The 26,028-nt window shown below is 48.0% G+C and carries 20 protein-coding genes; 4 read left to right on the forward strand and 16 right to left on the reverse strand.

Annotation, left to right across the window (positions count from 1 at the left end; all coding sequences use genetic code 11):
- Window position 1 precedes the first annotated feature (1 nt).
- The 15 genes from NDI52_RS07130 to NDI52_RS07200 all read right to left on the reverse strand — a co-directional run bounded on the left by NDI52_RS07130 (window position 2) and on the right by NDI52_RS07200 (window position 16,305).
- Entirely contained in the window at window positions 2–1,549 is a 1,548-nt protein-coding gene (locus NDI52_RS07130; RefSeq protein ID WP_190774708.1) for an HlyD family secretion protein, read from the reverse strand.
- A 144-nt stretch (window positions 1,550–1,693) separates the two neighbouring features.
- Entirely contained in the window at window positions 1,694–2,326 is a 633-nt protein-coding gene (locus NDI52_RS07135) for a TetR/AcrR family transcriptional regulator (protein WP_190774709.1), read from the reverse strand.
- A gap of 270 nt (window positions 2,327–2,596) precedes the next feature.
- Window positions 2,597–3,292, reverse strand: coding sequence for a 5'/3'-nucleotidase SurE (gene surE, locus NDI52_RS07140; RefSeq protein WP_190774710.1), 696 nt, complete (start codon window positions 3,290–3,292; stop codon window positions 2,597–2,599).
- A 110-nt stretch (window positions 3,293–3,402) separates the two neighbouring features.
- Window positions 3,403–4,188: an amidohydrolase family protein gene (locus NDI52_RS07145; RefSeq protein WP_190774711.1), complete on the reverse strand. Its 786-nt coding sequence runs from the start codon at window positions 4,186–4,188 to the stop codon at window positions 3,403–3,405.
- Between the two features lie 151 nt (window positions 4,189–4,339).
- The gene (locus NDI52_RS07150; RefSeq protein WP_190774712.1) at window positions 4,340–6,082 is read right to left on the reverse strand and encodes a peptidoglycan-binding protein; all 1,743 of its coding nucleotides are present in this window, start codon (window positions 6,080–6,082) and stop codon (window positions 4,340–4,342) included.
- A gap of 41 nt (window positions 6,083–6,123) precedes the next feature.
- Window positions 6,124–7,281, reverse strand: coding sequence for a hypothetical protein (locus NDI52_RS07155; RefSeq protein ID WP_190774713.1), 1,158 nt, complete (start codon window positions 7,279–7,281; stop codon window positions 6,124–6,126).
- Window positions 7,282–7,338: 57 nt separating this feature from the next.
- Complete coding sequence (locus tag NDI52_RS07160; RefSeq protein ID WP_190774714.1) at window positions 7,339–8,694, reverse strand: hypothetical protein; 1,356 nt, start codon at window positions 8,692–8,694, stop codon at window positions 7,339–7,341.
- 38 nt (window positions 8,695–8,732) lie between these two features.
- On the reverse strand, window positions 8,733–9,485 hold the full coding sequence (locus NDI52_RS07165) for a hypothetical protein (protein ID WP_190774715.1): 753 nt from the start codon (window positions 9,483–9,485) through the stop codon (window positions 8,733–8,735).
- 3 nt (window positions 9,486–9,488) lie between these two features.
- Window positions 9,489–10,850 (reverse strand): hypothetical protein, encoded by a 1,362-nt coding sequence (locus NDI52_RS07170; protein ID WP_190774716.1) that lies wholly within the window; start codon window positions 10,848–10,850, stop codon window positions 9,489–9,491.
- A gap of 44 nt (window positions 10,851–10,894) precedes the next feature.
- Window positions 10,895–11,959 (reverse strand): hypothetical protein, encoded by a 1,065-nt coding sequence (locus NDI52_RS07175; RefSeq protein WP_190774717.1) that lies wholly within the window; start codon window positions 11,957–11,959, stop codon window positions 10,895–10,897.
- Between the two features lie 90 nt (window positions 11,960–12,049).
- The gene (locus NDI52_RS07180; protein ID WP_190774718.1) at window positions 12,050–12,478 is read right to left on the reverse strand and encodes a hypothetical protein; all 429 of its coding nucleotides are present in this window, start codon (window positions 12,476–12,478) and stop codon (window positions 12,050–12,052) included.
- Between the two features lie 384 nt (window positions 12,479–12,862).
- Entirely contained in the window at window positions 12,863–13,621 is a 759-nt protein-coding gene (locus NDI52_RS07185) for a response regulator transcription factor (RefSeq protein ID WP_190774719.1), read from the reverse strand.
- Window positions 13,622–14,145: 524 nt separating this feature from the next.
- Window positions 14,146–14,766: a hypothetical protein gene (locus tag NDI52_RS07190; RefSeq protein ID WP_190774720.1), complete on the reverse strand. Its 621-nt coding sequence runs from the start codon at window positions 14,764–14,766 to the stop codon at window positions 14,146–14,148.
- A 21-nt stretch (window positions 14,767–14,787) separates the two neighbouring features.
- Window positions 14,788–15,528, reverse strand: a complete 741-nt coding sequence (locus tag NDI52_RS07195) for a cadmium resistance transporter (RefSeq protein ID WP_190774721.1) — start codon at window positions 15,526–15,528, stop codon at window positions 14,788–14,790.
- 114 nt (window positions 15,529–15,642) lie between these two features.
- A complete protein-coding gene (locus NDI52_RS07200) occupies window positions 15,643–16,305 on the reverse strand; it encodes a DUF1003 domain-containing protein (RefSeq protein ID WP_190774722.1) in 663 nt (220 codons plus the stop codon).
- Between the two features lie 339 nt (window positions 16,306–16,644).
- On the opposite strand from NDI52_RS07200, the gene NDI52_RS07205 reads away from it, so the two are divergent.
- Both NDI52_RS07205 and ada read left to right on the forward strand, forming a co-directional pair.
- Window positions 16,645–16,917, forward strand: coding sequence for a hypothetical protein (locus tag NDI52_RS07205; RefSeq protein ID WP_190774723.1), 273 nt, complete (start codon window positions 16,645–16,647; stop codon window positions 16,915–16,917).
- 330 nt (window positions 16,918–17,247) lie between these two features.
- On the forward strand, window positions 17,248–18,330 hold the full coding sequence (gene ada, locus NDI52_RS07210) for a bifunctional DNA-binding transcriptional regulator/O6-methylguanine-DNA methyltransferase Ada (RefSeq protein WP_190775446.1): 1,083 nt from the start codon (window positions 17,248–17,250) through the stop codon (window positions 18,328–18,330).
- 62 nt (window positions 18,331–18,392) lie between these two features.
- Here ada and NDI52_RS07215 read toward each other — a convergent pair whose 3' ends face one another.
- Window positions 18,393–21,911, reverse strand: coding sequence for a DUF11 domain-containing protein (locus NDI52_RS07215; protein WP_190775445.1), 3,519 nt, complete (start codon window positions 21,909–21,911; stop codon window positions 18,393–18,395).
- A gap of 2,075 nt (window positions 21,912–23,986) precedes the next feature.
- Between NDI52_RS07215 and NDI52_RS07220 the strand changes: the two genes are divergently transcribed.
- The gene (locus tag NDI52_RS07220) at window positions 23,987–25,129 is read left to right on the forward strand and encodes a sugar ABC transporter substrate-binding protein (RefSeq protein WP_190775444.1); all 1,143 of its coding nucleotides are present in this window, start codon (window positions 23,987–23,989) and stop codon (window positions 25,127–25,129) included.
- Between the two features lie 76 nt (window positions 25,130–25,205).
- On the forward strand, window positions 25,206–26,024 hold the full coding sequence (locus NDI52_RS07225; protein WP_190775443.1) for an ATP-binding cassette domain-containing protein: 819 nt from the start codon (window positions 25,206–25,208) through the stop codon (window positions 26,022–26,024).
- Window positions 26,025–26,028: the final 4 nt, after the last annotated feature.

Below are 26,028 nucleotides of genomic sequence, written 5' to 3' on the forward strand. Positions count from 1 at the left end.
GTTAATGTTCTACTGAAGCGGCTTGGGGATTTGTAGTCGTATCAACAATCACCTTCACGTTCAAACCAGGTCGTAAGCGATGTTGTGGATCGGCTGCAGCATCAAATACAAGACGGACGGGAACCCATTGCACCACCTTGTTGAAATTGCCTGTGGCATTATCGGGCGGCAACAGGGCAAAGCTAGAACCCGTAGCAGGACTAATACCTGCGATCGTGGCACGGAAGGTTTCACCGGGATAAGCATCCACTTCCACTTCGGCGGATTCGCCAATTTGCAAACGGTTTAACGCAGTTTCCTTAAAGTTGGCATCTACGTACACCGCCTCCGTTTCTAGAGGTACCACCGATAGCAAGGGCTGCCCATTTTCAACCTTTTGCCCGACCTGCGCGGTCAATTGACCGACATAGCCGCTAATAGGCGCTTTGATTACTGTGTAGCCGATCTGTTGTTGAGCTAGAGCAAGCGCAGCCTCAGCCTGCTTGACTTGAGCCTGGGCTTGTTGCTGTTGATCCTGTTGCACAGTAATCGTTTGACCCGATACTTGCCGTTCCGTTACATTGCCTCGGGCGGCCTCGGCTTCGGCTCGGGCAGATTGCAGATCAGCCTGGGCGTTTCGGACTTCTGACTGAGACTGGGCTACAGTCTGATTGGCAGCCGCCAGTTGCGCCTGGGCAGTGTTATAAGCAGCCCGAGCCGTGTCGAGTTGCTGGGCTGGAATGGCCCCTTCGTTATATAGCAGCTCGTAGCGACGTAAATCGGCTTGGGTCTTCTGCACATCCGTTTGGGCTTGGGCCACTCCAGCCTCGTTAGTCTGAACTTTGGCGATCGCCTGATTCACACTAGCCTGAGCCGCTGCGATCGCCGCTTCCCGAGCGGCCAAATTGGACTGCGCCTGCTGTACCTGCGTTGGATTGGTCTGACGGGTGACCGTGACAGTATCTTGAGCGGCTCGTAATTGGGCTTGAGCAGCGGCTAAGTTTGCCTCCGCCTGCTGCAACTTTAGATTTAAGTCCTGGTCTTCCAGCACTAACAGCGTTTGCCCCGCTTTTACAAAGTCCCCATCGTTAACCAATACTTTCTGAACCGTCGCCGGAACTTTAGCAGAGATCGGCGAAAGATGGCCCTTTAGTTGAGCATTGTCTGTGGAAACATGAGTGTTTTGAAATTGCCACCAGCGAAATCCAAAGAAGGCCGCGAAGATAAAGGCGATCGCCCCAATTCCCAAAAACAATCCTCGCCGTTTTGGTGAACGACCTTTAGGAGCGTCTTCGGCAGTATCATCGTCGTTAGCGATCGCATTCTCACTTGCGGTTGTCGAATGGTGCGAACCATTGCCGTTTTGTTGTTCCTGTCTGTCTAACTTGGTTGGTTCTACAAATTGATCGGGCTTTGTTGTAGATGAACTGGCTAAGGGTTGTTTGGATGATTCATAAATATGCCCGTTGCTTCGATGACCCTGACGCTCAGTTTCTTCTAAGTCTGTAAATGCTTGCAGATCAATAGCATCTGGCTCAGTAGTATGGCTCTGAAATTGCGATCGTTCCATGGATAGCTCGACTTCTCAATCCAAAACGGGTTCAGGGTTAAAAACTGGGAGATAAAAAGAATTGGGGTGAAAAAGAACTTGAAAAGTTGAGTCCTATAGGAATGGGAGTAAAAATAACGTTTCTGAGGTTTTCCAACCGTTTCTCTAGGCTGAAGTGGAAAGTGAGGCAACCGACTCGATCAGGCTGATACCTCGTACAAATAAATCCACACAGCCTTCAATATATTGTTGGCGGTCATACCCGCGATTCACCGGAGAAACATGGCGACGAATCATTCCCGATAGCAACAGCCCTGTCAACTGATCCACAGCCAGAGCTAGATCAATATCAGCCCGTACACTGCCTTTCTCGATGCAGGTTCTCAAATAGCCCATCAGGTTCTCCCGCAGGGGTAAAAAGGATTGTTGCATCACCTCGATAGCTTCCGTGGGGTGCCGTTGCGCTTCTCCAATAAACATGCGGAACAGGGCTTCATACTTCTCCAACATGTCGTCGTGAAGTTTGGCGTAGTAGAGCAGATCGTGACGCAGGTCATACGTCCACTCTTGCGTGTGCAAAAAGGCTTCTGTTCGTAGCCCCGTGATGTGTTGCACCACGGCCTTTAACAGTTGCTCTTTGCTCTGAAAGTGACGAAATAACGTCACCTCACTCACATCCGCCACCCGCGCAATCTCCCGAGTGGTCGCCCCTACATAGCCCTCCGTGGAAAACACCTCAATAGCAGCTTGTAGAAGGCGATCGCGAGTATCTGCTGTACCTCGACTGGGTCGACCCATAGAATTAATGTAAGTACTAACTTACATATTCTAGATCGCAAAACTCAGATGACCTCAGCGAAAAGACGGAAATCACCCGAAAGGATTAGCCTGCTTATAAGTTCTTCTCTGCCCCTTATAAGGATTGTTTTTTCGTGCGCGTCGGGTGCATCCCACTTTTGGAGGTGAAGCGGGCGAAGCCCGCTTCACCTCCAAAAGTGGGTTTCCAAATTTGCAAAAGTGGGATGCACCCTGCGCATCACGCATGAAAACACAATCTTTAAGCAGAGCTTAGGGAACATCGTTTGGCCAAACTCGCATGGCCGTAACAGCAATATTGCCAGAAAAACACACATCAACATCGGCTCCGGGATCACGGCGGCGATCGCCAAACCGCCCAGCATAGCGATAATGTTCTCCTTCTATCACGTACTCCGTAGGCAGAGGCTGGGTGCACATAGCACAGAAGATAATCTCGGGTTCAGCGGTTTCGTCTTCGGGATGGGGCAGGTTGACATTCCAAAATAGCCCGGGTTCTGTGGGCAAACTCATCAATTTATCCAACACTTTTGCGGCAAGTTGGCTGGTTCGTTCCCAATCGATTGGGCGACGGCGATGAATGTATTGGGAAATCGCAATACCAGGTACTCGCTGGAAAGCCGCTTCACGCACAGCTGCAACTGTGCCCGAGGTGTAGGTATCGGTGCCCAGGTTAGCGCCCTCATTGATGCCAGAAATCACCCATTCGGCGTCAGGGTAAAGGTGAGTGATGGCTAGTCGGGTACAGTCGGCGGGAGTGCCTGCGACCGCGTAGGCGTGGGACGATCGCTGCTCCACACGAATGGATCGATGGGTCGTGAGCTGATGGCTGCAACCTGAGTGGTGTTCGAGCGGGGCGATGATAATGCCGCGATCGCCCAACGCTTTCCGCAAAGCCCAGATTCCCGGTGCGTCGATACCGTCATCATTAGTAATTACAAAGGTCATAGCAGGCCACCTGGGGGAGTTGCTCAAAGAATTCTCTATAAGCTTATCCGGCGTTGCTAATTCCTGGAATTTTTTGCACTGAAAATCGAAGGCCTTGCTAAAACTGCCGCTTATCTCGTAGTCGCGAGTACAGTCGGTTGTGCCCCCATTCTGGGCTTTTGAGCAGATTTAATTCTCGCAACCAACCGTAAAAAATTCTTTCCTAGAATCAACGATTCTTGTTGAGGAGGAAGACCTAGCAGGCGAATTTTATGAAGTTCAACACCCGGATGCAGCCAAGGGCCATCACTACCAAATAGCACCTTATGAGCTCCACCTCGCCTAACCGCTTGTTCCAGGTAGTCAAACCGACGAACGCCAGAGGTATCAGCGTAGACATTGGGATGACGCACCAGTTGATCGATAACCCGCAGGTGTGTGCGCCAGTCATCAGCGAAGCTGCCAAGGTGAGGAATGATGAAATTGACGGTTGGATATTCGGGAGCCAGTAAATCAATCAGATCGGTTTGACCCACGGGGTCGTAAAGCAGAGGTAGACGGAAAACCTGAGCAGCCTCGCAGATTTCGCGGGTAAGGGGAGCATCTAGACGATGTACTTTGATACCGCAAAAACGCCAACGGTTGACGGCTTCGGTCATGAGTGTGTGAATATGGCCGCGATCGCGCCGTGCATGGACAAAAGCAAATCCCAACAGGCGATCGGGATATTGCGACACAAGCCGAGCCGTATTAGCATTAGCCTGTCGATAGTTACTGTGAAAAGGTGCAAAGATCACAGTTTTGTTAATCCCCGCAACTCTTGCTCGCTTCAGATAACTATTCAGAGGGGCATCAGTATCCCATGGGCCCGTTAGCAAGTCGCCCTTCCCCGCATGACAGTGGCAATCAATAATCATGCCCCATACTCCACCAAAAAACGAATCACCGTTTCAACACTTTGAAAGAAGCGTTTGTTATAGCAGCGAATCATTTGACGCTCGGTTGGTTACAGCTCACGTGCACGGCAACAAAAGCCGGAAACGGCAACACGATTGAGCAATCCAGCAACTACATTTTCAGTGAACACTTTGTATTTTTACAAGGATTATTTTTCATTCCTTCAATCCGGTAGGGAACTGGAATTTGAGGAAGGTTATCAGGAATCTTCAAAACTGCCTGACCTTTTGGATGTTGTTTCGAGTATTCACACCAATTACACTCTTGCCCTGCACAAGTTCTAAAACGATGTCCATATACTCTAGGATTATCTAACTTGGCGGCCAAATGGTTAAATAGAGCACGGGCAAAGTTATTGATATCCTTACCGCACCCTTCGGCAGTTCTACATCCATGTAGAAAAAAGACAACATTGTCATCTAATACATCGGTTGGAATGTCTGAAACAAATTTTCCACCCTGACTAAGCGCGAAACACTTATCTCCATTGGACTGCTTTAGCCCTTTTCGATACAGGCCAGTACAAAAGCCAACTCCTCCGACTCCTTCCGGTGAAGAATGACTAAAAATGTGAACTTCTTTAAGTTTTTGCTTCAAGCAAAGACTGGCATTCTTTATAGCTGAAACAATGTCAGTTCCAGACTTATAAGGTGTAGATCCAATTTTGCTACAAGCACTAGACGTTGGTTTTGCGATCGCCCGAACTTTTTGAGCCCAGTTTTCTGCTCCATTAAAGAAGTGATTTGTTCCAGGAGTATTTTGAAAGAGGCATAGAATTGGTTGAGGGATAGTAGCGTTAGCATTTTCATACTCTAGATTTGAGCCGAGTTGTCGTCTGAAAGCTCTCCGAGGTACACCGCACATGGGTTCCTGATTAACGGGAGGAGCAGACTTAAACAGACGATCAAGTTGGCTCAGCGTATCTTTACCAACGATACCATCTACTCTTAGTTTGTACTTCTGTTGAAATTTACGAACGGTAGCTGTCGTTTCAGAGCCATATATCCCATCCGGAATACCGCGCTGCCGAGTTGAAATCGGCATTGGAAATCCTAAATCGATTAAGGCTTGTTGAAGTTTCTGTACAGCAAGCCCTCGCTCACCTTTTCGCATGGCCGGGCGATCATTTGCTGCTGCTTGCAGTCGTGGATTACTACGAAATTGTGGCGATCGCAGCCTGTTAGTGAAAGCCTCTGGCTCTGACTCTAATTCAGGGGTATTGTAGCCAAGTACCTCTGAAGACTCGGTTAAAGGCAATTCAAATAACCATTGTCTTTGTAGGCTGATTTCATATTCATACTCTCGTTGAGCTGTTTGTTTAGCTTGTCGAGCTGCATGAATTTCGGCTCCCAATTGATGTGCAATTCGTTTTTGAGGTATTAGAGATTGCAGTTTATGGCTGAGCCATTTGAAGCGCCCTTTTTGTTGTCGGGTTGCCTGTCCACGTTGGAGAATGCGTTTTAGTTCTTGGTATTCTTTTTGCCAGCTCAGCAGATGGGGATTGAGATCCTGAGTAGCTGCCATAACTGATTGCTGGAGATTACCGTCTCGGCTTCTTTTCACCCGATAAGGTTTTTTCCCATAGAAGAAATGGCCCGAAATCTGGTTGCCTTGAGGATCAACTACATGATAATGAGGTAATTCTCCAGGTTTATGGGCATTGTTATGGGCTATAGAGTGGCCTAGAGACACGGTTTGGTTAAGACGGTTCGCCTCTGCAATTGCGGCTTGTCGAGCGTCTGACTCCGTAAAAAATGTACGATTGCCCAATCTTCCTGCTGGAATCCCGCTATGTACCAAAGGCTCGTCGAGACTATGCGACTTAACGCGACGGATCCGTTCGACAGTTTTCATATTTCAATCCTTGCTGCTGCTGTAGCGAGGTGAGTCTCTAATTATCCAAACAGCTTTGGTGTAGGCATAAGACCATTCGACCGTGAGAAAACGGGTTCGCGTCTTGCACCACTCGGGGGTGGCCCTTGCACATAAACCTGGCGGGGTGGCGGAGTGGGACGGCTGATCCGCATGCCTTCTTCGCTGGAAATCCATTCTTCGGCAGCTTCGGCGATGCGGTATAGCAAAGTTTCGAAGTCAGTACGATTCTTTTGCAGCACGAAGGGTTCTGCCAACCAACGGATAATGTCCCGGCCGGTAACGGCCATGCGGTTCATCGTGCTGGCGTGGACAGATTCATGGAAGTATTGCCAAAGCACCAGTTCGATTAATTCCCAGGCATTGTCAGCTCCGAACTGGGCCCGCACGTCGGGGGCTTCCAGAACTTTGAAGGCTTCCGCAAGAGCCTGGCTGGTTTCTACCCGTAACACGTTGATATAGCCATAGGACGAGTTTTTCAGGTTGTTGCGCAGATCTAAACCAGAGCGCCGAACGATCGCAATTGACCCAAAGGTGGGATCTGTGGCCTTATCCCGAATTACTTCGCTGATTCGTTTGTCGCGCCAATACTTCGCCGTTTCACCAATAAAGTGGCTAAACAGCCCATGGAACTCCGGATTTGGCCGAGCACCGGGGCCAGGATCACGGGCATAGCCAAATACGCGGCTGTAGGCTTGCATGCGATCGCGCATGTGATACCGCAAAATATTGTGCTTATCAAAGCGATATAGCCCATAGGCACCTTCCCCACTAGAGATTCGTAAGGTACCTGCTCGGAATAGCTCTTGCAGCTTATTCATCACCCGAAATACACCCAGGCGTTCGTGAATGCAAATGTAATAGAGGTCAGCAGAAGCGAGAATGCGATCGCTCTTCACTTCGTCGTCATAATCCACCACACCCCTCGATATTTGGGTATCTCCAAATTCAACAGGGGCATCCTTACCCAGCCCAATCAGATCAGCTAAACCGCCATCAACGGGGGTTCCTTTGCCATTTTGAGTGGCGTAATACTCGTTAAGCTGATCGTCAATTTTACGGTTAAGCAGCTCTGCTAATTCTGGATTGGCAACTAAGGCTGGGCCTAGATTTTTAATGGCCTCTTGCAATAGCTTGGCCGCCTGATCATTGCGCTTGTCATACTCACTTGTTCTAACCATGGATCCATTCCTGCTGTCATTGAGATAAACATTGCCGTTAAAAAGGTACTTCAGGCCTTAAGCGGCGAGGTCGGCCAAGGCTTTCAACTGACTCAAGAGGTTATCCAGCGACCAGCTCACCCGCTCATTCGAGAGGATTTGCTCCAGCATGGATTTGCTGTTTTGGCTAAAGGAGGTAGTTGTCTTAAGATGAGCCACAACTGCCGCAATTGTCCAAAACAGCCTATCGGCTTGATCGGTGACAAAATCAATGCCATAGGTACTCTCCAATGCACTGGGGGCTTCAATATTTGAGAAGCGATCGAGCCAATCAATCAAATCGCTAACAGTGATATTCGGAAGTTGTTGGCCAATTTGATTTTTTACGGTCACGAAGCGAGGTTCGCGGGATTGGCTCACTCCTGAAATATCGTCTTGTTCAGATTGTTGAATCGAGACGACATTAAGAGTACTGAACAGGCTGGCACGAGAGCGCCGCTCACTTTCGCTTAAGCCAACAGATTCTAAGGCATCGCTAAAGTCAATGGCGGCCTGAGACACGATGGGTAAGATTACTCGGGCGCGATCGACCTTCTCGCTAAGGGAGTAGGACTTACCTGAGCGTTCTGCTCGGGAATAATTTACCCATGCCTGGCTCATGGATTTGGTGTAGGCACTGAGGAGTTCAAACTTGGTGGTTTGATTCTCATCATCCAGGATGGCAACGAGCATCGGGTCATTCAACTGCGCCTGTCTGCCAAACTCACTCACATATTCCCGTAGCGACTTGAGGGCAGACTCTACTCGCGCCGCACGGGGTTCATCAGCTCGACCAAATTCCTCGATCAGCAAGGTGATCTGATGCTGAATGAGCGATCGCAACGCCTCTACACGATCGTTATCGGCATCCGGTACAAAGGAATGCAATTCTTCCAGGATTTTTAGAGCATCGGCCGCAATAATGCTGGTCTGGCGATGCAACGCCATCTGCCGGGTTGAAAGTTCCCCCAACCCACTACTAGCGACATCGCTATGAGCATTGAACAGTACAGCCTGGCTACGAGAAGAAATCCCAGCCATGGCTCCATTAGTAGACCAGGGATAGGCAGCATCTAAGGCTTTCACGAAATTGGTTGCGCCCCGTCCTGGTGTCTTTTTCAAGGCTTGGGCGATCGCACTATCGACCTGGCGTTCCAATGAACTGGCACTGCTGCTCATGGGGCTAGAACGTACAGCTCCGTCATCATATGCTGTTTGCTGGTTGCCCACAAAGCGTTGAAAGCTACCTAAAAGATTGGTTAGAACGGCTTCTGTTCCATTCATACCAATTGTTGGTGCTCCTTTGGTTGGATACAGTTGAAGCATTAATCCATTCCGTAATTGCTTCAACTGTTTTGCCTGCTTTCGCAGGAGTGAAAAATTATTGCTTCCCATGGTCGCTCGCCTCGTTTGTCCTTAATACAGAGAAATGATTAATTAACTAGCGAAATATTGGTACTTAGCCGAGCGTAAAGTGTCTCCAGACGATTGTGAATACAGAGATATTGAGCAATCGTTTCTGGATTACCTAGTTTCAGGGAATCATCTTTATCCGTATCCTGAGCATCTTCCACAAAGGTACTCACCACATCCCCCCAGACATCTATCAAAGTTCTTAAGTCAGATTCTGCTAATTCCAACTGTTGATTCTTAAAAAGCTGCTGAGTCAGGGATAATGCTCGTGGGTTCGATTGGATTCGTGACAGAAATTGGTTCGTGCAAGCGCCAAACTCCGAAGGATTGGTCCCTTCCTTCCGCTCTATTAACCACTGCTGTACTTGGCTCAGTTTGGTGAACAAATTATTTCGGGTTTCAACAGCTTTCTGCTCTAGTTGTTGATCCTTACTCGTTAGTCTACGTAAGTCTGAGAAAAACCGCTCCGTTAAGTCCTGGTAGCCACGAATTTCATTAACTAAACGCCCCAAAGCCTCATCAGCAGCAATATAGGAGTTTGAAGGAAAGGGAGTTGAAACGGACGATCTTAGAATTTGATCGAGAAATTGTAATGCCGAAATTTTGTGTTCAGCTTCCTTGTCTGAACTAGCAGTAGCCCTTTTAAAGAGATCGACAAGCCACTTATCATTGTCTCCAACAAGCTCTCCATCGGTCTGCTTTCTGCTTACTGCCTCCAATGCTTTTTTAAGGATGTTATAGGCGTCCTTAGAATCCGTGAATTCAGCTACCATGAGTTATCGCCTCCCTAAAATGCGGTAGAAATTGTCGGTAATGGTTTGGGGTGTGGCTAATTGTTTGTCTAAGGCGAATCGTGCTGCGCTAACCATGAATCGCAGAGGCACTGTGCCGGGATCTTGCCCTGCGGCCAGCCGACGCCCTGCGGTTTCGATCATGGCCATTTGAGCAGGGCCAAACTTGACGACCTGCGCCAAACTTTTATTGGCAAACTGACGATAAGGTTGGAAAACCATCGTATCGACCACCAGTTCCGCAGCGGGTTGGAAAGTTTTCATGAACCGGGGTGGAATGTCATTGACGGAGATGCGGGGATACAACCGTTGCCAGACGCGGGTCAAGTCAGCGCCCATTTTGTCAAACCCTAAGCGGCGCAGGAGAATCAGGTTAATTAGCACGCGCAGGTAAGGTGTAGGATGCACGGCTCCGGGGATAAACTGGACAGTGCTGGTGGGCGATCGCCCCACCACATCCATCAAGGACTCCACCGCAGCCGGGCCACCCAGCACCAGAGCAAACATATCGGCCATGGTTTCCTTATGCCACTGCGCCCATATTTGGGCAATATCAGCTGGCAATTGCCCTTCTGTTGTGAGCCGTTGGTAGACCCGCGCCGGAATCTCTTCCCAGAGGCCAATATCGGCCTGGAGGTTGTGGGACACCTCATGCAAGATGCTAGAGAGCGCCCACACGTTATCTAATCGATGCTGGGGCAGCATGATCAGGGGAAACAGGTTGGGGTTGTGGCGCAGCCGTCGCAGGGGCACGCCTCGTCGAAAAGTGGCGGGACTGAAGCCACTGCTGGCATAGCTAAACGGGAGCAGACTGGGCGTCGGTTGCGCGGTGCCCAGACCGACATAAAGATCTTCGTAACAGTTCGCGCAAATGCGGTCTACGGAGCGCAACCGTTCCCCAAAGGTGGACAACCGCTGCACAAACAAATCGAAGTAGAAATCCCAGATTCCTTCGGCGTGCAGAACTCGGTTACCCGCCTTTTGTTTGCGTTCCAGTAATACCTGTAATCGTTCTGTCGTTGGTTCTCGGCGGGCAGCAGCGGCAGCAGCATCGACCCAACGGGCCATCTCTACCAAGTTGCTGCGGAATTTGTCGATAAAGCGGTTGACAGATTCTATGTGGGCTTCGCTGGGAGAGGCTGGGCCAGTGCCAAACTCGTCCTTGGTAAAAGGCCGTAAGGATTTGGCATGGCGAGTCAGGTTAATCGATTGGATGTTGAGCCAGTTATCGAGTAACTGCTGCTCGCTGGCGGTGGCAGAGCCCTGGACAGGGGGTTTTGCCTGAGCGCTTGATGGTGAGCGATCGCCAGCGGCAGCAGCAACCGTTGGGGCAGGAGTCGGGGCCATAGGAATGAACCTGGGTACGTCAGCAGCGGATGATCCAATCACCGTTAGCGGGCAGCGGCACGGGCTGCACAGCGGGGGCAGTGATTGCTGGCAGCAGCACGCCGTGGATTAGGCGGGGCCGTCCGTTGTCGTAGAACTCCATTCCGCACGATCGCTTTTTGCACCCGCTGGGGGCTGCCCAGTACCCGCTGGGTTGCAGAGGCCAGAGCTTTTACAGCAGTAGCACTGTTAATGGGTTGACCCGATCGCGCCGCCGCTTTTAGGGTGGCGATCGCTTGCCGCTGGATCGTCGGTACGGTGCGGAGCAGTTGTTGACCCACAGGTCCCTGACGCCGCATGATTCGGGTCATGCGTCCGGTGGCCTGGGTTAGCGTAGGCATCACGGGTCGCAGGGCTCGCCGTCCACCCATAATGGAGATTGTCAGGGGAAGGGTCGCGCCCATTGCGGCTTCGGCTTCGCTTTCGTTGCTGGCTTCTGCGGCCTGGGCAGCCAGAAATTCTGTTAATGCTGCCTCATAGGCAACTTCGTTGTTCGCAACTTCGGCTTCGGCTTCATTGGTGCCGAAGAACTCAGCTTCCATTTGCATGGCTTCCATTTCGCCTTCTTTAAGTAATGCGCCAGTTAGCTGAGAGGCTAAGGGACCAGCGATCGCCCCCAGACCAGGAATCATGCCAACCAGGGTACCAGCCAGTTTAGGAGCCAACTTTTTGGCAAGGGGCGCTGCCACCTTGGCGGCAGCTTTGATGCCTTTCCCTAAAGTACGAAATGCCTTCTTGAAGAAATACTCCCCCTCATCCTCAAATTCAGGATTGGAATAAGGGTTGCTGTACTGGACTTCGGGATTTTCCCACTCGTCTTCAAACTCGGGGTTGGAGTAGGGGTTGCTGTACTGGACTTCAGGATTTTCCCACTCATCTTCAAACTCGGGATTAGAGTAGGGGTTGCTGTACTGGACTTCGGGATTTTCCCACTCATCTTCAAATTCAGGGTTGGAGTAATGGGCTTCAGGATTTTCCCACTCATCTTCAAATTCGGGGTTAGTGTAGGGATTGCTGTAGTGGGCTCCCGGGGAAGCGGATGCTTCAAATAATGTCTGCGGCATTGCCATGCTTAAAGTTCTCCTTCACAAAATTGGATTCGAATGTATTGACGAATAGGCAAACGAGCAATTTCAATCCACGGTGAAATCATGACGTCATCAGTTGGTTCCCCCGAAAATTAGATGCTGATACAGACCCGAGTAGAACAGAGAATGAAGATGGCGAATCGATTGAATCAATCTTTGAGCAGAAACAATCTGCATTTGTTCACTGTTGAGGGCTCGCCAATAGACAATTCCTTCGTCACTGTTAGCTCGTAGAATAAATATTTTTAAGTGGGGGTAATCATTCAAGAGCCAAAGGCAGGTTTCGGATGAAAATGTTTCATCCTCGAAACCAATCATGAAAATTGTTGCTTGATGGATCAGGGCCTGAGCTTCGGACCAGGCTTTCACGCTACCTAAAAGCTCAATGTCGGGTTGCTGTTGAATGGTTTGAGCAATTAATTCTGCAACGATGCCATCAAGATTAGCAGTTAGTATCCGGATTCTAGATGATTCTTCATGCTGATTTCTGAGAGAACTCATGCAACCTTCTTCTGGATGAGAAATTAGCATTTCTGCATTCTCAATCAATACAATCAGCTATCTCGAAAACTAACGGTAGGGATGACAGATTGATTAACTGATTGATTCCATTATCATTTCACAATTCATCTCTCAATTAAATGGATCTAAGATCAGCTTTTGGCTATTCGAAAGATCAATGTTTTAAATCGATCTAAGATCGATCTCTGCTAACTACAACGGTTTGGGTGCATCTCATTTTACGGTGCGATAGGCGTGGCTCACCGCACCGCAAAAATGAGTTTTCAATGTGCAAAAGTGGATGCACTCCAGCGTATTAGCGAGGTACGGAAAAGAGTATGGCGGAGCCACACACCCTTTTCCGTACCTCACTCACTTAAAAATTTATAATGTCAAATCTAGCCAACTATTTTTGATGGCTAGTTGAGCAGCATTCCAGCGATTTTTGACCTTGAGCTTCTGCAAAATATTGTGAACGTGATGTTTCACGGTCCGGACTTCAACGATAAGTTGAGTTGCGATTTCGCGATCGCTATACTCCTGTGCAACATAGCGTAAAACTTCCAATTCACGGCGTGTCAACGGAACTTTTTCGGTAGATTGCAATGTATTTTTAGGTTGAGCCAATCGATCAAAGAGCTTAGCGGTAAGCTCCGGTGGACATTGGAAGGTTCCTTGGTAAACTTGCTCAATGACCTGTGTGATGTCTGTGCTGGAAGCCCCTTGCAAGGCATAGGCATGAGCACCCGCTTCGATGCAATCCAGAATTAGTTCGGTATCGTGCTTCAACTCCAGCACGACAACATAGGGAGAGGGAGTAAGCGATCGCCATTGCCGAATTCGCTCAATGGTGAGATCTCGCCCAATCCCACTATCGAGTAGGACTACATGGTTATTACTAGCAACAACTATTGGAATGGTGCTCGTACTACTCGTATAGTAATTGCAGGAACAAGCAGGTTGATGGGCATTCAACAGTAAGCTCAGTGCTTCGCACAGCAAATGGCTATTACTAATGATGCTAATACTATATTCAGATGAAATTGTCTGCTTTTCGATTGCTCCATGAAGGATTGTAGAGTTGGCAGCATTAGAAAAGCTGTAGTAGGAACTTAGCCTAGGGAACGAGCTAACGTTTTCCATTGCCTCTCCTTCGGGAAAAGTTGAGTCTGAAGTTACCCCGATGTAGCAAGGCTTTTTTGCTATCTAACCATCCTTTCAGAGAAACCAATAAATTGGAGGTACCCTAACGGGTACTTTTTGTTTTCTCATATCTTTTCAAGCTCTAAGGATCACGAACAAAATAACCTGTAATTCTTGTTGTGAGAGGGGCGGCAAAGCCGCCCCTCTCACAACAAGAATTACAGGTTAATAAATACGCGATCCTAGGCTTATGATGCGCTGCCAATTCAAGGAACCTGTTACTTTTATATTTCGTTGGGTGAAACTGTGAAACGGTTCCATGTAGTGAGAGGCTCAGATCATGCACCAAACCCTAGAAACCTTATTTTCTCGTTTCAGAGCAACGAGAAAATAAGGTTTCTAGGGTTTGTTTTCAGAAAGGTGCAAGATTTGAGTCAACCTAACACTCAATTCTGTTTCAAGGATTGCTTTTCGTGGACAAAGCGCACTAAAAAACAATCTTTCAGACAGTTTAAAAACACGCCCTAATCAATGATTTGTGGGCTAGGTACCTGGGCATTGATATCAGCTTGCGAAAGGGTAGGAACTGTCCAGGCTGTTTTACCGGCTGTTAATACATTTGCTGGAAGAACGTTAAATTCGATCGCCCCTGCAGGATTAGTTCTTACAAAGGACTGCGTGCCATCGAAGAACCTCACAGCTAGGGGTTCAGCTAATACCTGTGGTTCGCTGTTCGGAGTCAGTACAACTTGAGTGCCAGCAGGAAGATAGTAGCCATCACAATCCCAATCATCATCGGTTTCTTGCCCAGGTGCCAGGTAATACAGTTGTGTCGGTAACTTCTTGGGTTTGTTAACGTACACAGCCAGATTACCCGTGGTCTGGTTATGGCATTGAGCTCGGGTTGAAGTAGATTCCATCAGCATTTTTTGAGCCTGCAGTGCTGCCAACCGTTGCTGGTATTGTTCCGAAGTATAACCTGCTTGCTCAGGATCGTTGCTCACCTGCAGTAGTTGATTGATAGCTTGCGCCACTTCAACATAATCTGTTCCCTTTGTATGGTCTTGACCGGCCCAGGAGGGGGGCGCAATGACGAGGTTAACCAGAAAAACAATTGCAACCAAGGCAATTTTGAGGAAATTCATAGAATTCTCCTTAATGGGTAATTACTTGTCCAATTCAGGGACGACTTTCAAGGCTTGGGGCTGACTTTGTAGGGTGTGGCTCACATTTCTCGCTAGCTTCAAACCGTACAGGCCACTCAAAACTAGGCTTAGAACAGCTAAGCCAGGGTTTTCCAGGGTGCGGCTATCTACCAGAATCAGCGCCCCCAAACTCATCAGAACAAACGGAACGAGGTAGTTACCGTAGCGGGTCAGATTATCTGCGATCGCCGGAACCTGGGTCAGCTTATAAGCTGCAAAACACCAGGCTCCAACCATCGAGAAAAACACACTCAGGATAACAAGAAGACTTTCCCAAGTACAGCTTGCAAATAACGGCATATAAATTCCAATATTATCACCACCATTGGCAAAGGTTACCGCTGCCACACTATACGCTTGAGGTGAAATAAGACTGCTGAACCAGGTCGGCCGAGTTTGCGCTTCTTCCGAATTTGAATTCTCTTCGTCACTGGAATTCACCAAACGACTCAATCCGATGGCAATAGGAACTAGACCTAATAGCCCAACACAAGGGCGTGGCAAGAGCAGGCTACCAAAGAAACTGGGGAGGCTGGCAAGCACTAGGGCACTAAATCCAAGATACTGTCCGGCAATAATATGGCGTTTACGGAGGAGGGCATTTACCTGGGAAAAGAACAGCATCAAAATCAAGATGTCATCCAGATTGGTTGCCATAAAAGCTGTAAAGCCAGTCGAGATTGCCGTGAAAAGCCCATTCATGCCAGTTCATTCTCTAATTGTTCAAGTTCCAATAGTTACTGAATCCACTTTTGCGATTGTTGTTTGCTATAAGTGTGTAGATAGCCAATGACAAACAACCAGTCAAATTTGCAGTTACCGATTGAGCAGAACTTGAACGTCATCTAAACTGGAGCTGGATGCGAGAGATTCAAGACTGGCGACATTTACAAATACCGTTTCGTTGGAATGGGTATGGAAGATTGATGTATGGGCGATCGCATCCCCTAGATGCTCAGAATTTTGCATCGTATGGGTTGGCACAAACACAATCTTAGGTTCTTGAGTCACTTGCTGCTTGATCAGAGCTGTCAACTCATCGAGTTTCTTGGAATATTCAGCATCTAATTTATCGTGCAGTAATTCAAGCTGTTGAGCTGCTTGTAAAGTGATTTGGTAATTATGATTTGCATTTTCCCGATCTTCTTCTGACTGGCGATTTTGGCTCATCAGAACAACCGGAGCAGTATAAGCAGACGCAAACGAAAAAACTAAATTTAATAGAATAAAGGGTGACTTGTCCCAGTGAGGAATACCGGGCATCAAGTTTAAACCAATCCAGCCCGCCAGCACTGTTGATTGACCAATCAAAAATGTCCAGGAGCCTACTTTAGATGCCAATTTGTCAGCAACCTTTTGCCCAAAAGTTAGAGGCTTTTTTTCAGGTGGTTTAATTTTTGAAGATACAGGCTGGTTCAAAACAACAGCTATTTGCTGCTCCATCTTTGAGTTGCCTTGGGATTCTTGATTTGTATTCATGTTTCTCCGTCTTATACGAGTAATGAATGGATTGAATATCTCTACGAATGTGATTTCATACAGACACTGTTCGCGCATCGGCGTCACATTCATCATGGTTCTACCTTACGAGGGCCAATCAATAAGAGCAAATACTCCTACTTGTTAAATTAATCACTAGAATTTATAGCTAAAGATATTCTTATTTACCTCGAACCAAGAGAATAATTTATACAGCTTCAAAATGGGCTCTAGCTCAAGAAGCAACGATGATTAGTTAAAATAAATCCATCATTCTGCGGTCTACTTACAAAGTCTTTGTAGTGCCAAATCTGTTTATTGAATTGGTCATTCTACGTTATGGATTCCTTAATTAGCTCTGTTGATTCTCAATCAGTTCTGATTATTGCGGCGATCGCTGTAGCGCTTCTACTCGGTGCGCTAGTAGTACGGATCGTGAAAGCTAGCTTGGGGCTGATTCTGCCTATTCTAGCGATCGTACTCATCATGCAATACGGGTTTGGCATCAGTCCTGCTCAGTTATGGAGGGAAATTGGTAATTTGCCTCAAGATATAGTTCAGCTTGCCAGAGGCTTCGATGTAACAGCTATTACTTCCATGTTTGCAGACTGACCTTACCTGAATTCAGGTTGCGGCATGGTAGGAACAGACTGAGGTTTTGCACCAAACCCCAGACCCCTTAGGAGATTTCTGAGAAACAATATCCCCATTATTTGGAAAAAAGGCGCGGCTTCGCCGCGCCTTTTTTCCAAATAATGGGGAAGTTCTTATCTGGAAATCTCCTTAGTTCTTCGTCGTTCCGGGACGAAAAAATAAGGGGTCTGGGCTTTGGTTTTAGAAAGGTGCAAGATGGGAGTAAAATTACACCGCAAGAAATCGCTAGATTAGTTGGGGGTGTTCTCGTATGCTCAAGGAGAACATTCCACTCAAAGGCTGACAAATATGGAAGCCATGACGATCGCCAACTTTTCCACGGATGCAGAACGTTGGGATGCGCTAGTAAACCGCAATACCCAGGCCGAAGGAACATTTTTCTATGGTGTGAAGACAACCGGAGTATTCTGTCGTCCTACCTGTTCCTCGCGCTTGCCAAAGCGAGATAATGTGGTGTTTTTTGAGCAAGCCTGTGAAGCAGAACAGGCAGGCTTTCGTCCCTGCAAGCGCTGTCAGCCGAAAGGAGCATCGCCCCGGCAAGAGCAGGTAGCGGCGATCGCGCAACTCTGTCACCACATCAGAACTTCTGATTCTCCCCTTTCTCTTAAAGAAATGGCTGCGGAAATGAGCCTCAGTCCCTATCACTTCCATCGGTTGTTTAGAGAGATTGTCGGAGTAACCCCCAAGCAATATACTCAAGGGCACCGTGCTCAACGGGTACGAGAGGGTTTACAGACTCCTCAATCTGTAACTGAAGCGCTGTATGAAGCGGGGTTTGAAAGCAACAGCAGTTTCTATGGAAAGGCTAGCCAACACCTGGGTATGACCCCTACCCAGTACAAGCGAGGAGCAGCAGGGATGACCATTTACTATGCCATTCGACCATCGTGGTTAGGGTTGGTGCTGGTGGCACTGACGGAGCGGGGGGTCTGTGCGATCGCCCTGGACAATTCCGCTGAAGTATTGACCCAACACCTTCACCAAATTTTCCCCAAGGCCACCCTCAAAGAGGCGGATGAGGGCTTTGCCGAGTGGATAACTCAGGCTCTTACTCTGGTTGAGCAACCCGATCGCGCCATAGACCTACCTTTGGATATTCAGGGCACCGCTTTTCAGCAACAGGTATGGCAGGCTCTCCAAAAAATTCCGGCGGGGCAAACCATCACTTATTCAGAACTGGCAGAGCGGATTGGAAATCCTAAGGCGGTGCGGGCTGTAGCGAGTGCTTGTGGTAGTAACCGGGTGGCGATCGCTATCCCCTGTCATCGTGTAATTGGGCGAGATGGATCTCTGACGGGCTACCGTTGGGGTAAAGAGCGCAAACAAGCACTGTTGGCCCGAGAACAGAATGGATCAAAAGGCCCCAAATAAAAGGAAATTCCCAGCGCTAAGCACCAGGAACTTCCTCCATCAATGTAGGAATCGGAGCACTATTAAGCGGACAAAAGTCCATTATTGTAGTTATCCAACACCATATTGATGACACTTCCAGTCGGTAATCCATTGTGGATTCCTGATGAAGCTGACCAGGCCGGATCGCTGGCTCGAACGGATGTGCCCGACGTCAATTTACCGTCTCCAATGCCGTCCCCATTTTCATCGGGGGTATGGGCCTGAATCCAGGCAATACCGTTATTGATGTCATTGGTTGGAGCTGGGTTAAAGGCCAGGAAATTCAGCCAGGATGCAACTAAGGAGCGATCGAGGGTATATCGCTTGTCTTGCGGCACGTGCTGGGAAGCGTCAAGAATGGTACGGGCTTCAGTTAGGGTGTAGAAGATCGTTCTTTCACCGTTATCCGTTTGTCCATTTCTATTCCAGTCACCTACGAGAATGCCATAGGCCGCATTGGAGGAATCGGGGCTAATAGTTGCTCCTGTGACTGGATCGACAACTGCTCCCGTGCCATTCTTACCAGGGTAGTAACCATTGGCTGGTAGAAGAATGTCACTAATTGGAAATGCCGGATCTGCACCAACTTGCTTCGGGTTGTTATTCTGATTCCCATCCCAAATGCTGAGCCAGTTGGGTGCCCTCCAGAAACCTGGTGTCCGTACTCCTGGCGGTGGAATTCGACCAAAGTAATTGGCATTATCTGTATCGGTCAGAGTTTGGCCCTTGAAGGTTGCCGATACAGTAGCGGTGTTTGTATGTTGGCCACCTTGCCAGGTAGCACCAGTAAAGGTAAACGTAAACTCGTCAGCTCCACCCGGAGCATTGTTATTAGCCGCTAGTGAGTTAATGGTTATGGCACTACCAGCCGATGCACCATTCAAATCAAAATCGCTATCCGACAGCGTGATGTTCGAGAGAGTAACATTGCCCGTATTGGTTACAATGAACTTGAAAACAGGATTCGTTCCCCGATTGAGGTTGGGGCCAGGTGCCGTATCTGCATCAACAAAGGTCGCTCCACCATCTACGGAAACGAGTTTCTCGACGTCAATAGCCGGGGTTTGCACTACATCGACGATCGCATTATCCGTATCTGGTCCGGTTTGATTACTATCGGCCGTCACTATATTAACGATGTCATTGCCAGCATCTATTTCGGCTTGAGTTACTGTATGAGTGGCGGTGTAAGACCAAGTTTCGCCAACTTCTAACAGATTGTCATTGTCACCTGTGGAATCCTGACCCCGGCTTAAATTGTTAACAGAAGGATCTGTAACCGTAACCCCTGTTAACGTTTGATTGCCTGTGTTTTGCAGGCTAATCGTGTACGTGATAACCTCACCTGCGACATTAGCCGTACCACCTGGCACCGTCGCATTCTTAGTAATGTTGAGAGATGGCTTCTGCTGAACAGGAATAGAAGCATTATCTGTATCCGGTCCAGTTTGATTGCTATCTGCCGTAGCTGTATTAACGATATTGCCACCGGCATCAATTTCCGCCTGAGTAACGATGTGGCTGGCTGTATAAGACCAGACTTCATCCACTTCCAGCTGGTTGTCGTTATCACCAGTAGAGTCTTGACCTCGATTCAGATTGCTAACAAAGGAATCTGTAACCGTAACCCCTGTAAGAGTTTGATTGCCTGTATTCGCAACACGGATGGTGTAACTAATTAATTCACCCGCTGCATCAGCCGTACCCCCTGGCACTGTCGCATTCTTGATAATATTCAGGGATGGGTTTTGTATGACTGGAGTTGTGGCATCGTCTGACTTCGGTGTGGTTTGGTCAGTATCGGCTGTGGCAACATTGACAAGTATTTGACCTGCATCAATTTCTGCTTGGGTGACTGTATGGGCAGCTGTATACGTCCAGGTTTCACCTACATCCAAACGATTATTGTTACTGATGGATTCGGTAACGGTACTGAGAGGGGCAGCAAAGGGATCGGTTAAGGTAACGCCTGTCAGAGCCTGGTTACCTGTATTTGTGAGCACAATGGTGTAATGGATAATATCCCCTGCACTGTTGGCGCTCAAACCGACACCACCCGTAACAGACGTGACATCCTTAGCAATAGTAAAGTTGGGATTGTTAAGGTAGTTCCCGAAGTTAATGTTGGTGTGTTTTGGCGTGTTTTCATTGATTGTCAAAGGTCCCCAGAAATCATTAGAAGGATAGGTTTGCGTCCATCCCGATTTCTGAGTTTCTGTGACAAAATAAGTGCCACGAAGCACGGGAGTAAACTTGTAGAAACCCAAGTCTCCATTGTTAATGACACCATCACCGTTTGCATCGGTGCTTCCGTTTGACGTCACCTGAGTCGTGATCAGGGCGTCACTCGAATCAAAGACATGATTGCCATTGTCCTTGTACAGGCTAATGGTCCATCCTGCCAAACCTGGCTCACCTGCGTCGCGATCGCCCTGTCCATCCAAATCGTTCCACTTATAGCCAGAGATGCTACCTTGCTGCACCACACCCGGCATTATCTGTACGGCATTGCTGGGCGTAATCCAGTTGATTCCAGTTGTACCAGTTCCCTCGATCTTGGTCTGCAAGCTACCACCCGTAAACCCTGATGCCCCAGAGCTGCCGCCTGTATTAGCGGTAGTCACGACTTCATTGGGTAATGCTAGCCTCTGTCCCCAATAAATCTCAGCCGTGGCCTCGCCATCGTTTTCATTTGGGGCGATCGCCTGAAAGGTAACATCGGCATAACGTCTCAGGCCGTCCGGGCTCAATCTGTAAGTAACAGACAAAACATTTGCATTGGCCACGTAAAACTGTAGCCCAGGATTTGTGTAGGAGGGGTCAGTAAACGTGAAATTACTATCAGGCGTAGGGGAAGCTAAACTTGCGGCGTGGGAGAAATTATCGGGAATGGGTGCAATGCTCTTGCTATACGTATCCAGGTACAGAAAACCACCAGCGTCTGTGTTGGATTGATAGGTATCCAGGTTGATGCGCACCCCATAAGTTGTGCCAACCGTTAGATTACTAGCCTCCAGGGAAAATGGCACAACATCCCCTTCCAGATAGGTAGCCTGGTTTGCGTTCGCTTGTCCCCCGGCCCATTGATCCGTTTTGGTTTCCCACTGATTTAGGGTAAGCGATGGATTACCATCGGTAAATGTCGTGGTCGCTATTTGATCATCTTCCGTACCCCATAATCCATCAGCACCATTTCCTGTTGCGTTTAAATTTAATGTTGCATTCAATGCATCAGGCGTACCGCTTCCAGTGCCATTATTATCTGCGGGTACAATCCAGGTTGTCACAATCTGACCATTGGCAATGCCGTCAAGGTCTCCAATACCACCGTCAGTTGCCGTAAAGGGTGAATAAATATCTGTCTCGTTATCATCCCCTGGAGCAACAGGGTCATCTGCAATGTTGAATGTAATCGTTGAGCCTGGACTATAACCGCTTGCTTTGATGACGACGGTTTCTCCAGGTGCATAATCTGTCTGATCTGTTGTGACATGCAATCCTGGCAGTAACTCTTGTGCTACTGACACGTCGTCTTCAGGAAGAAGCAAAAAATCATCCATAGTGTTTTCCATCCTGGTTATGTCAATCACTCACCCCCGTCTCATCAAATAGGGGCGGTGTGGGGCTTTATTGTTGCTAGTCGCCAGGCGACAAATTTGATTACTGTCAAATAGCGATGGGTATCACCAGTCTGCTTAATCCTGATAAACCGCTAAGGATTAATGCGGACTGTTGTATACGTTCAGTTGTCTCAGATCTGGGCAAGTGGACGAGCAATAATTTCCAAAGTTCCCTGATTCAAAATTCATTACTGATCTAAATAATGAATAAAACTGCTTGGTCGATCGCCAATTTTCTGCTGTGCCCGATGGTAGTTAAATCGTGCAAGACATCTCAAATCTCGCTATCCAAATAAATTTGAGATTTCAGTATCATCAGTCTGTAGCACCCAAAAATACTCTCGCCATCAAATTACGAGAATGGTAGATATACTCTTATATAAATAATCAGAAACATATAAGCCTTTTTCAAGGTGAAATGATTATTAATAGAACAGGTGAAAATGGAGAGATCGCTTGTGGAATTAACACCGCAGCATTCTGTTCAGGTGTAGTGGTTGTAAAATCACGGAATGATTTATACAAAAAAATAATTGAAGTGGGTAACATAGAAAATTTCTAATAGTGCTTTCCCTCAACCACTCCAAGAGAAAAGCCTTTATTCAGCTGACAAGAAGTTTGAGGTGGAAAACAGTTCCATTTCTTGTCTATATGAAGCAGAAATGGGTTCCACAATATGAGGAAGGGCCTATCAGGAGAAAGTGACTGATCACTGAAATAAGGCGATCGCCCTACCTCTTCTATTCAAAGATTAATAAGGTGAAAGAGAAATCCACAATTTAATCTTATTTTCTATACAGCGCTTTGCGCTTGAATCAGCCACAGTTGTTTTTGTGAGAGCCGCGCTCCGCGCGGCTCTCACAAAAACAACCAGGTTTTAAGCGCTTAAAAAGCGCTGTAACAACTTAGAGCGGTCATGCAATTGATTGAGTTACCAGGACAAAGGTTGATACAACCACCTCAGCCTATTTTGGGTTGAGAATCCAATTTACTGGCATCGTCTTTTGAGCAGGCAAGACCGTAATTTTACGTACAATGCCCGTAGCATATAGCGCTTTGCGCTTGAATCAGCCGCAGTTGTTTTTGTGGGAGCCTCGTGGAGCGTGGCTCCCACAAAAACAACCAAGTTTTAAGCGTTTGAAAAGCGCTATAGGATAAGAAAATCCCTTTGGGTGAGCTGGAGGATTAATGATTGTTGCTTAATCGGTTATGGTTCAAGCCCATACATGAGGTGTGCAAACACTACTCTGAATACTGTTTCCTGCACATTCCCACTAAACATAAAGATTATTTTAATTATTGAGCTACAAGCCTTTTGGCAATCTTAATGATTCCCCCAAAAGGGTGATCTATCAGGATTAAATTGTCGACCACATTAAAATTTGTATCTCGAAAATCAGGTTTCTCTCAGAAATTTGCATAATTAAAATTATGTCGTGATTCGTCTTTTGAATGGGTTCCAAGAAAATTAGTTTGTATGGATAAACAGGCATTATTCTGTTCATCTCACTCTAGTTAACTCAGCATCAAAAACTTAGTTTTCGTTCAGAAATCAGACTAACGGTAGATGGCAAACGGATTGGCAAATTCGCAGACCGCCTGTCCTAATGCCTGAAGTTGTTAGAGATTCGAGTCAAGGTCTAAGGCTTGATATGACTTTCTGGCATTTTTAGTAGCTTTTAGGCTTAAGGTTGATGCACTTTCAAAGCTCCTCTACTCCTCTCTGGTAGCTAGAGAGGTATGCCTCGTGTGAGAAGCTTTTGAGATACTAGAAATACGCCCTTGGTTCATGCGCCTCAGTGGGATTGCTAAATGAACTTAAGGTTCCTATTCCATTAGGAATAGAACGTGAGATTTGCTTGTTTTTTGACGATGAAATGAGAGCAATATCCTGAACATCCGCCTCTCGATTGCGTGATTTTTTGCTTACTGTGCTTCATTGTCGCTGAGCTGCTAAACAGCTCATTCTGGTTTTCTAAATACGCCACACTGTTTACTTTAAGAGGAATACACCGATGTTCACGTTAGGTCAGAGTGTTTTACGATCGCTTCCTTTACTAGGCTTGATGCTGCTGGCGTCCTGCAGTGGCGGCTCCCGTAACAGTGGTGCGGATACGAATGCCGTAGCTGAGCAATTCTCTGCTGCTAAAGGGTGTACGAATGTTGGTGTTTTGTTGCCTGAGTCAGACTCATCGGCCCGCTATGAAGCGTACGACCGTCCCTTGCTAGAGCAGGAAATTAAAGCAGCACTACCCGGCGTTACTATTCAATACGCGAACGCGAACAACAATGCTGACACCCAGCAGAACCAGGCAGAAGCTGCGCTGACAAAAGGCGCGTGCATTCTGGTCGTTGACCCTAATGATAGTGAGCAAGCTTCTGTCATCGTGCAGTCAGCGAAATCCAGTGGTGTTCCTGTGATTGCTTATGACCGCGTCATTCAAGACCCAGATGTGGCTTACTACGTGTCTTTTGACAACCGGCGGGTTGGTGAACTACAGGGGCAATACATCGCTGAGCAGTATAAAGCGGGCAAGTTTGACCTGCAAAAAGGGGCTAACATTGCCATGATCAACGGCTCACAGACAGACAACAACGCGTTGCTGTTCCGTGAGGGAGCACTGAGCCAGATTCAACCCCTGGTAGACAGTGGCGACCTGAAGTTAGTGTATGACCAGTACACCCCCAACTGGGACAATAACAAGGCTCAAACCTTGATGGAAGGTGTGTTGACGAAGGAAAGCAACAATGTGCAGATTGCCTACGCCGCCAACGATGGTATGGCAAATACAGTCATCGCCGCACTGCGAGGCCAGGGATTGAATGGCAAAGTACTGGTGACTGGGCAAGATGCCACTGTGACGGGGATTCAAAACATCCTCACGGGCGATCAGGCGATGACGATTTATAAACCCATTGTTGAGGAAGCTCGTGCAACAGCCCGCCTCGTAGCGGCTCTAAGCCAGGGGCAAGACCCGGGCGACATCGTCAATGGCGAAACAGAAGTCACCGGGGGAGCCAAGATTCCATCCGTTCTGGCAACCCCAATTGTGGTAGACGCAACCAATGTGCAAGACACCGTTATCAAAGACGGCTTCTTGACCCTGGAGCAGGTCTGTAATGGGCTCCCTGCTGGGGCTGGCGGCATCTGCCCATAAAACCAGATTGAACATTCTGGAGAGGCACTCTGGTGGGTGCCTCTCCGTTCCTTCCTTAATAAACCTATTCATTCTTATGACAGATAGTGCTCAATCGGTCACGATAGAAGGGCGATCGCCTCAGGGTTCTGTTCCCCGCCTGGAACTTCGTGGCATTAATAAATTTTTCGGTGGTGTCCACGCTCTGAAGAATGTGGACTTCGACGTTTACGCTGGTGAAGTGGTAGGCCTGGTGGGCGATAACGGGGCAGGTAAATCCACTCTGATTAAAACCATGTCAGGGGCGTATGTTCCGGATCAAGGCCAAATTTTAATTGACGGCCAACCCGTCACCATTCAAAGTCCTCAAGATTCAACCCAGTTGGGCATTGAAACGGTCTATCAAGACTTGGCTTTGTGTGACAACCTGGATGTGGTAGGAAATTTGTGGCTGGGGCGTGAGGCCTACAAGTCCCTGATTCCCGGTGTACTGAAGGTGCTCGATGAAACCGAGATGGAGCGCCAAACTCTGGAGGTCCTAAAGACTCTGGATGTAAAGATTCCCTCTGTGCGATCGGCGGTTGCTACCCTTTCCGGTGGGCAGCGGCAATGTATTGCTGTAGCCAAAACGATTCTCCGGAATCCCAAGGTGGTGCTGCTGGATGAACCGACAGCCGCGCTTGGCGTGGCTCAAACACGCCAAGTGTTGAACCTGATTCATCGACTGAAGGAACAGGGCTTGGCCGTAGTGGTCATCTCCCACAACCTCCATGACGTTTTTGAAGTGACGGATCGCATCCAGGTTATGCGGTTGGGCCAGAAGATTGCCACCTTTAACACACACACTGCCAGCCGAGAAGAGGTGATCGGAGCCATTACAGGGGCTACGGTGGTGTCCGCTAGTGATATTGCATAAGGGA

This window comes from Leptolyngbya sp. PL-A3, assembly GCF_039962325.1.
GTDB lineage: Bacteria > Cyanobacteriota > Cyanobacteriia > Elainellales > Elainellaceae > Vacuolonema.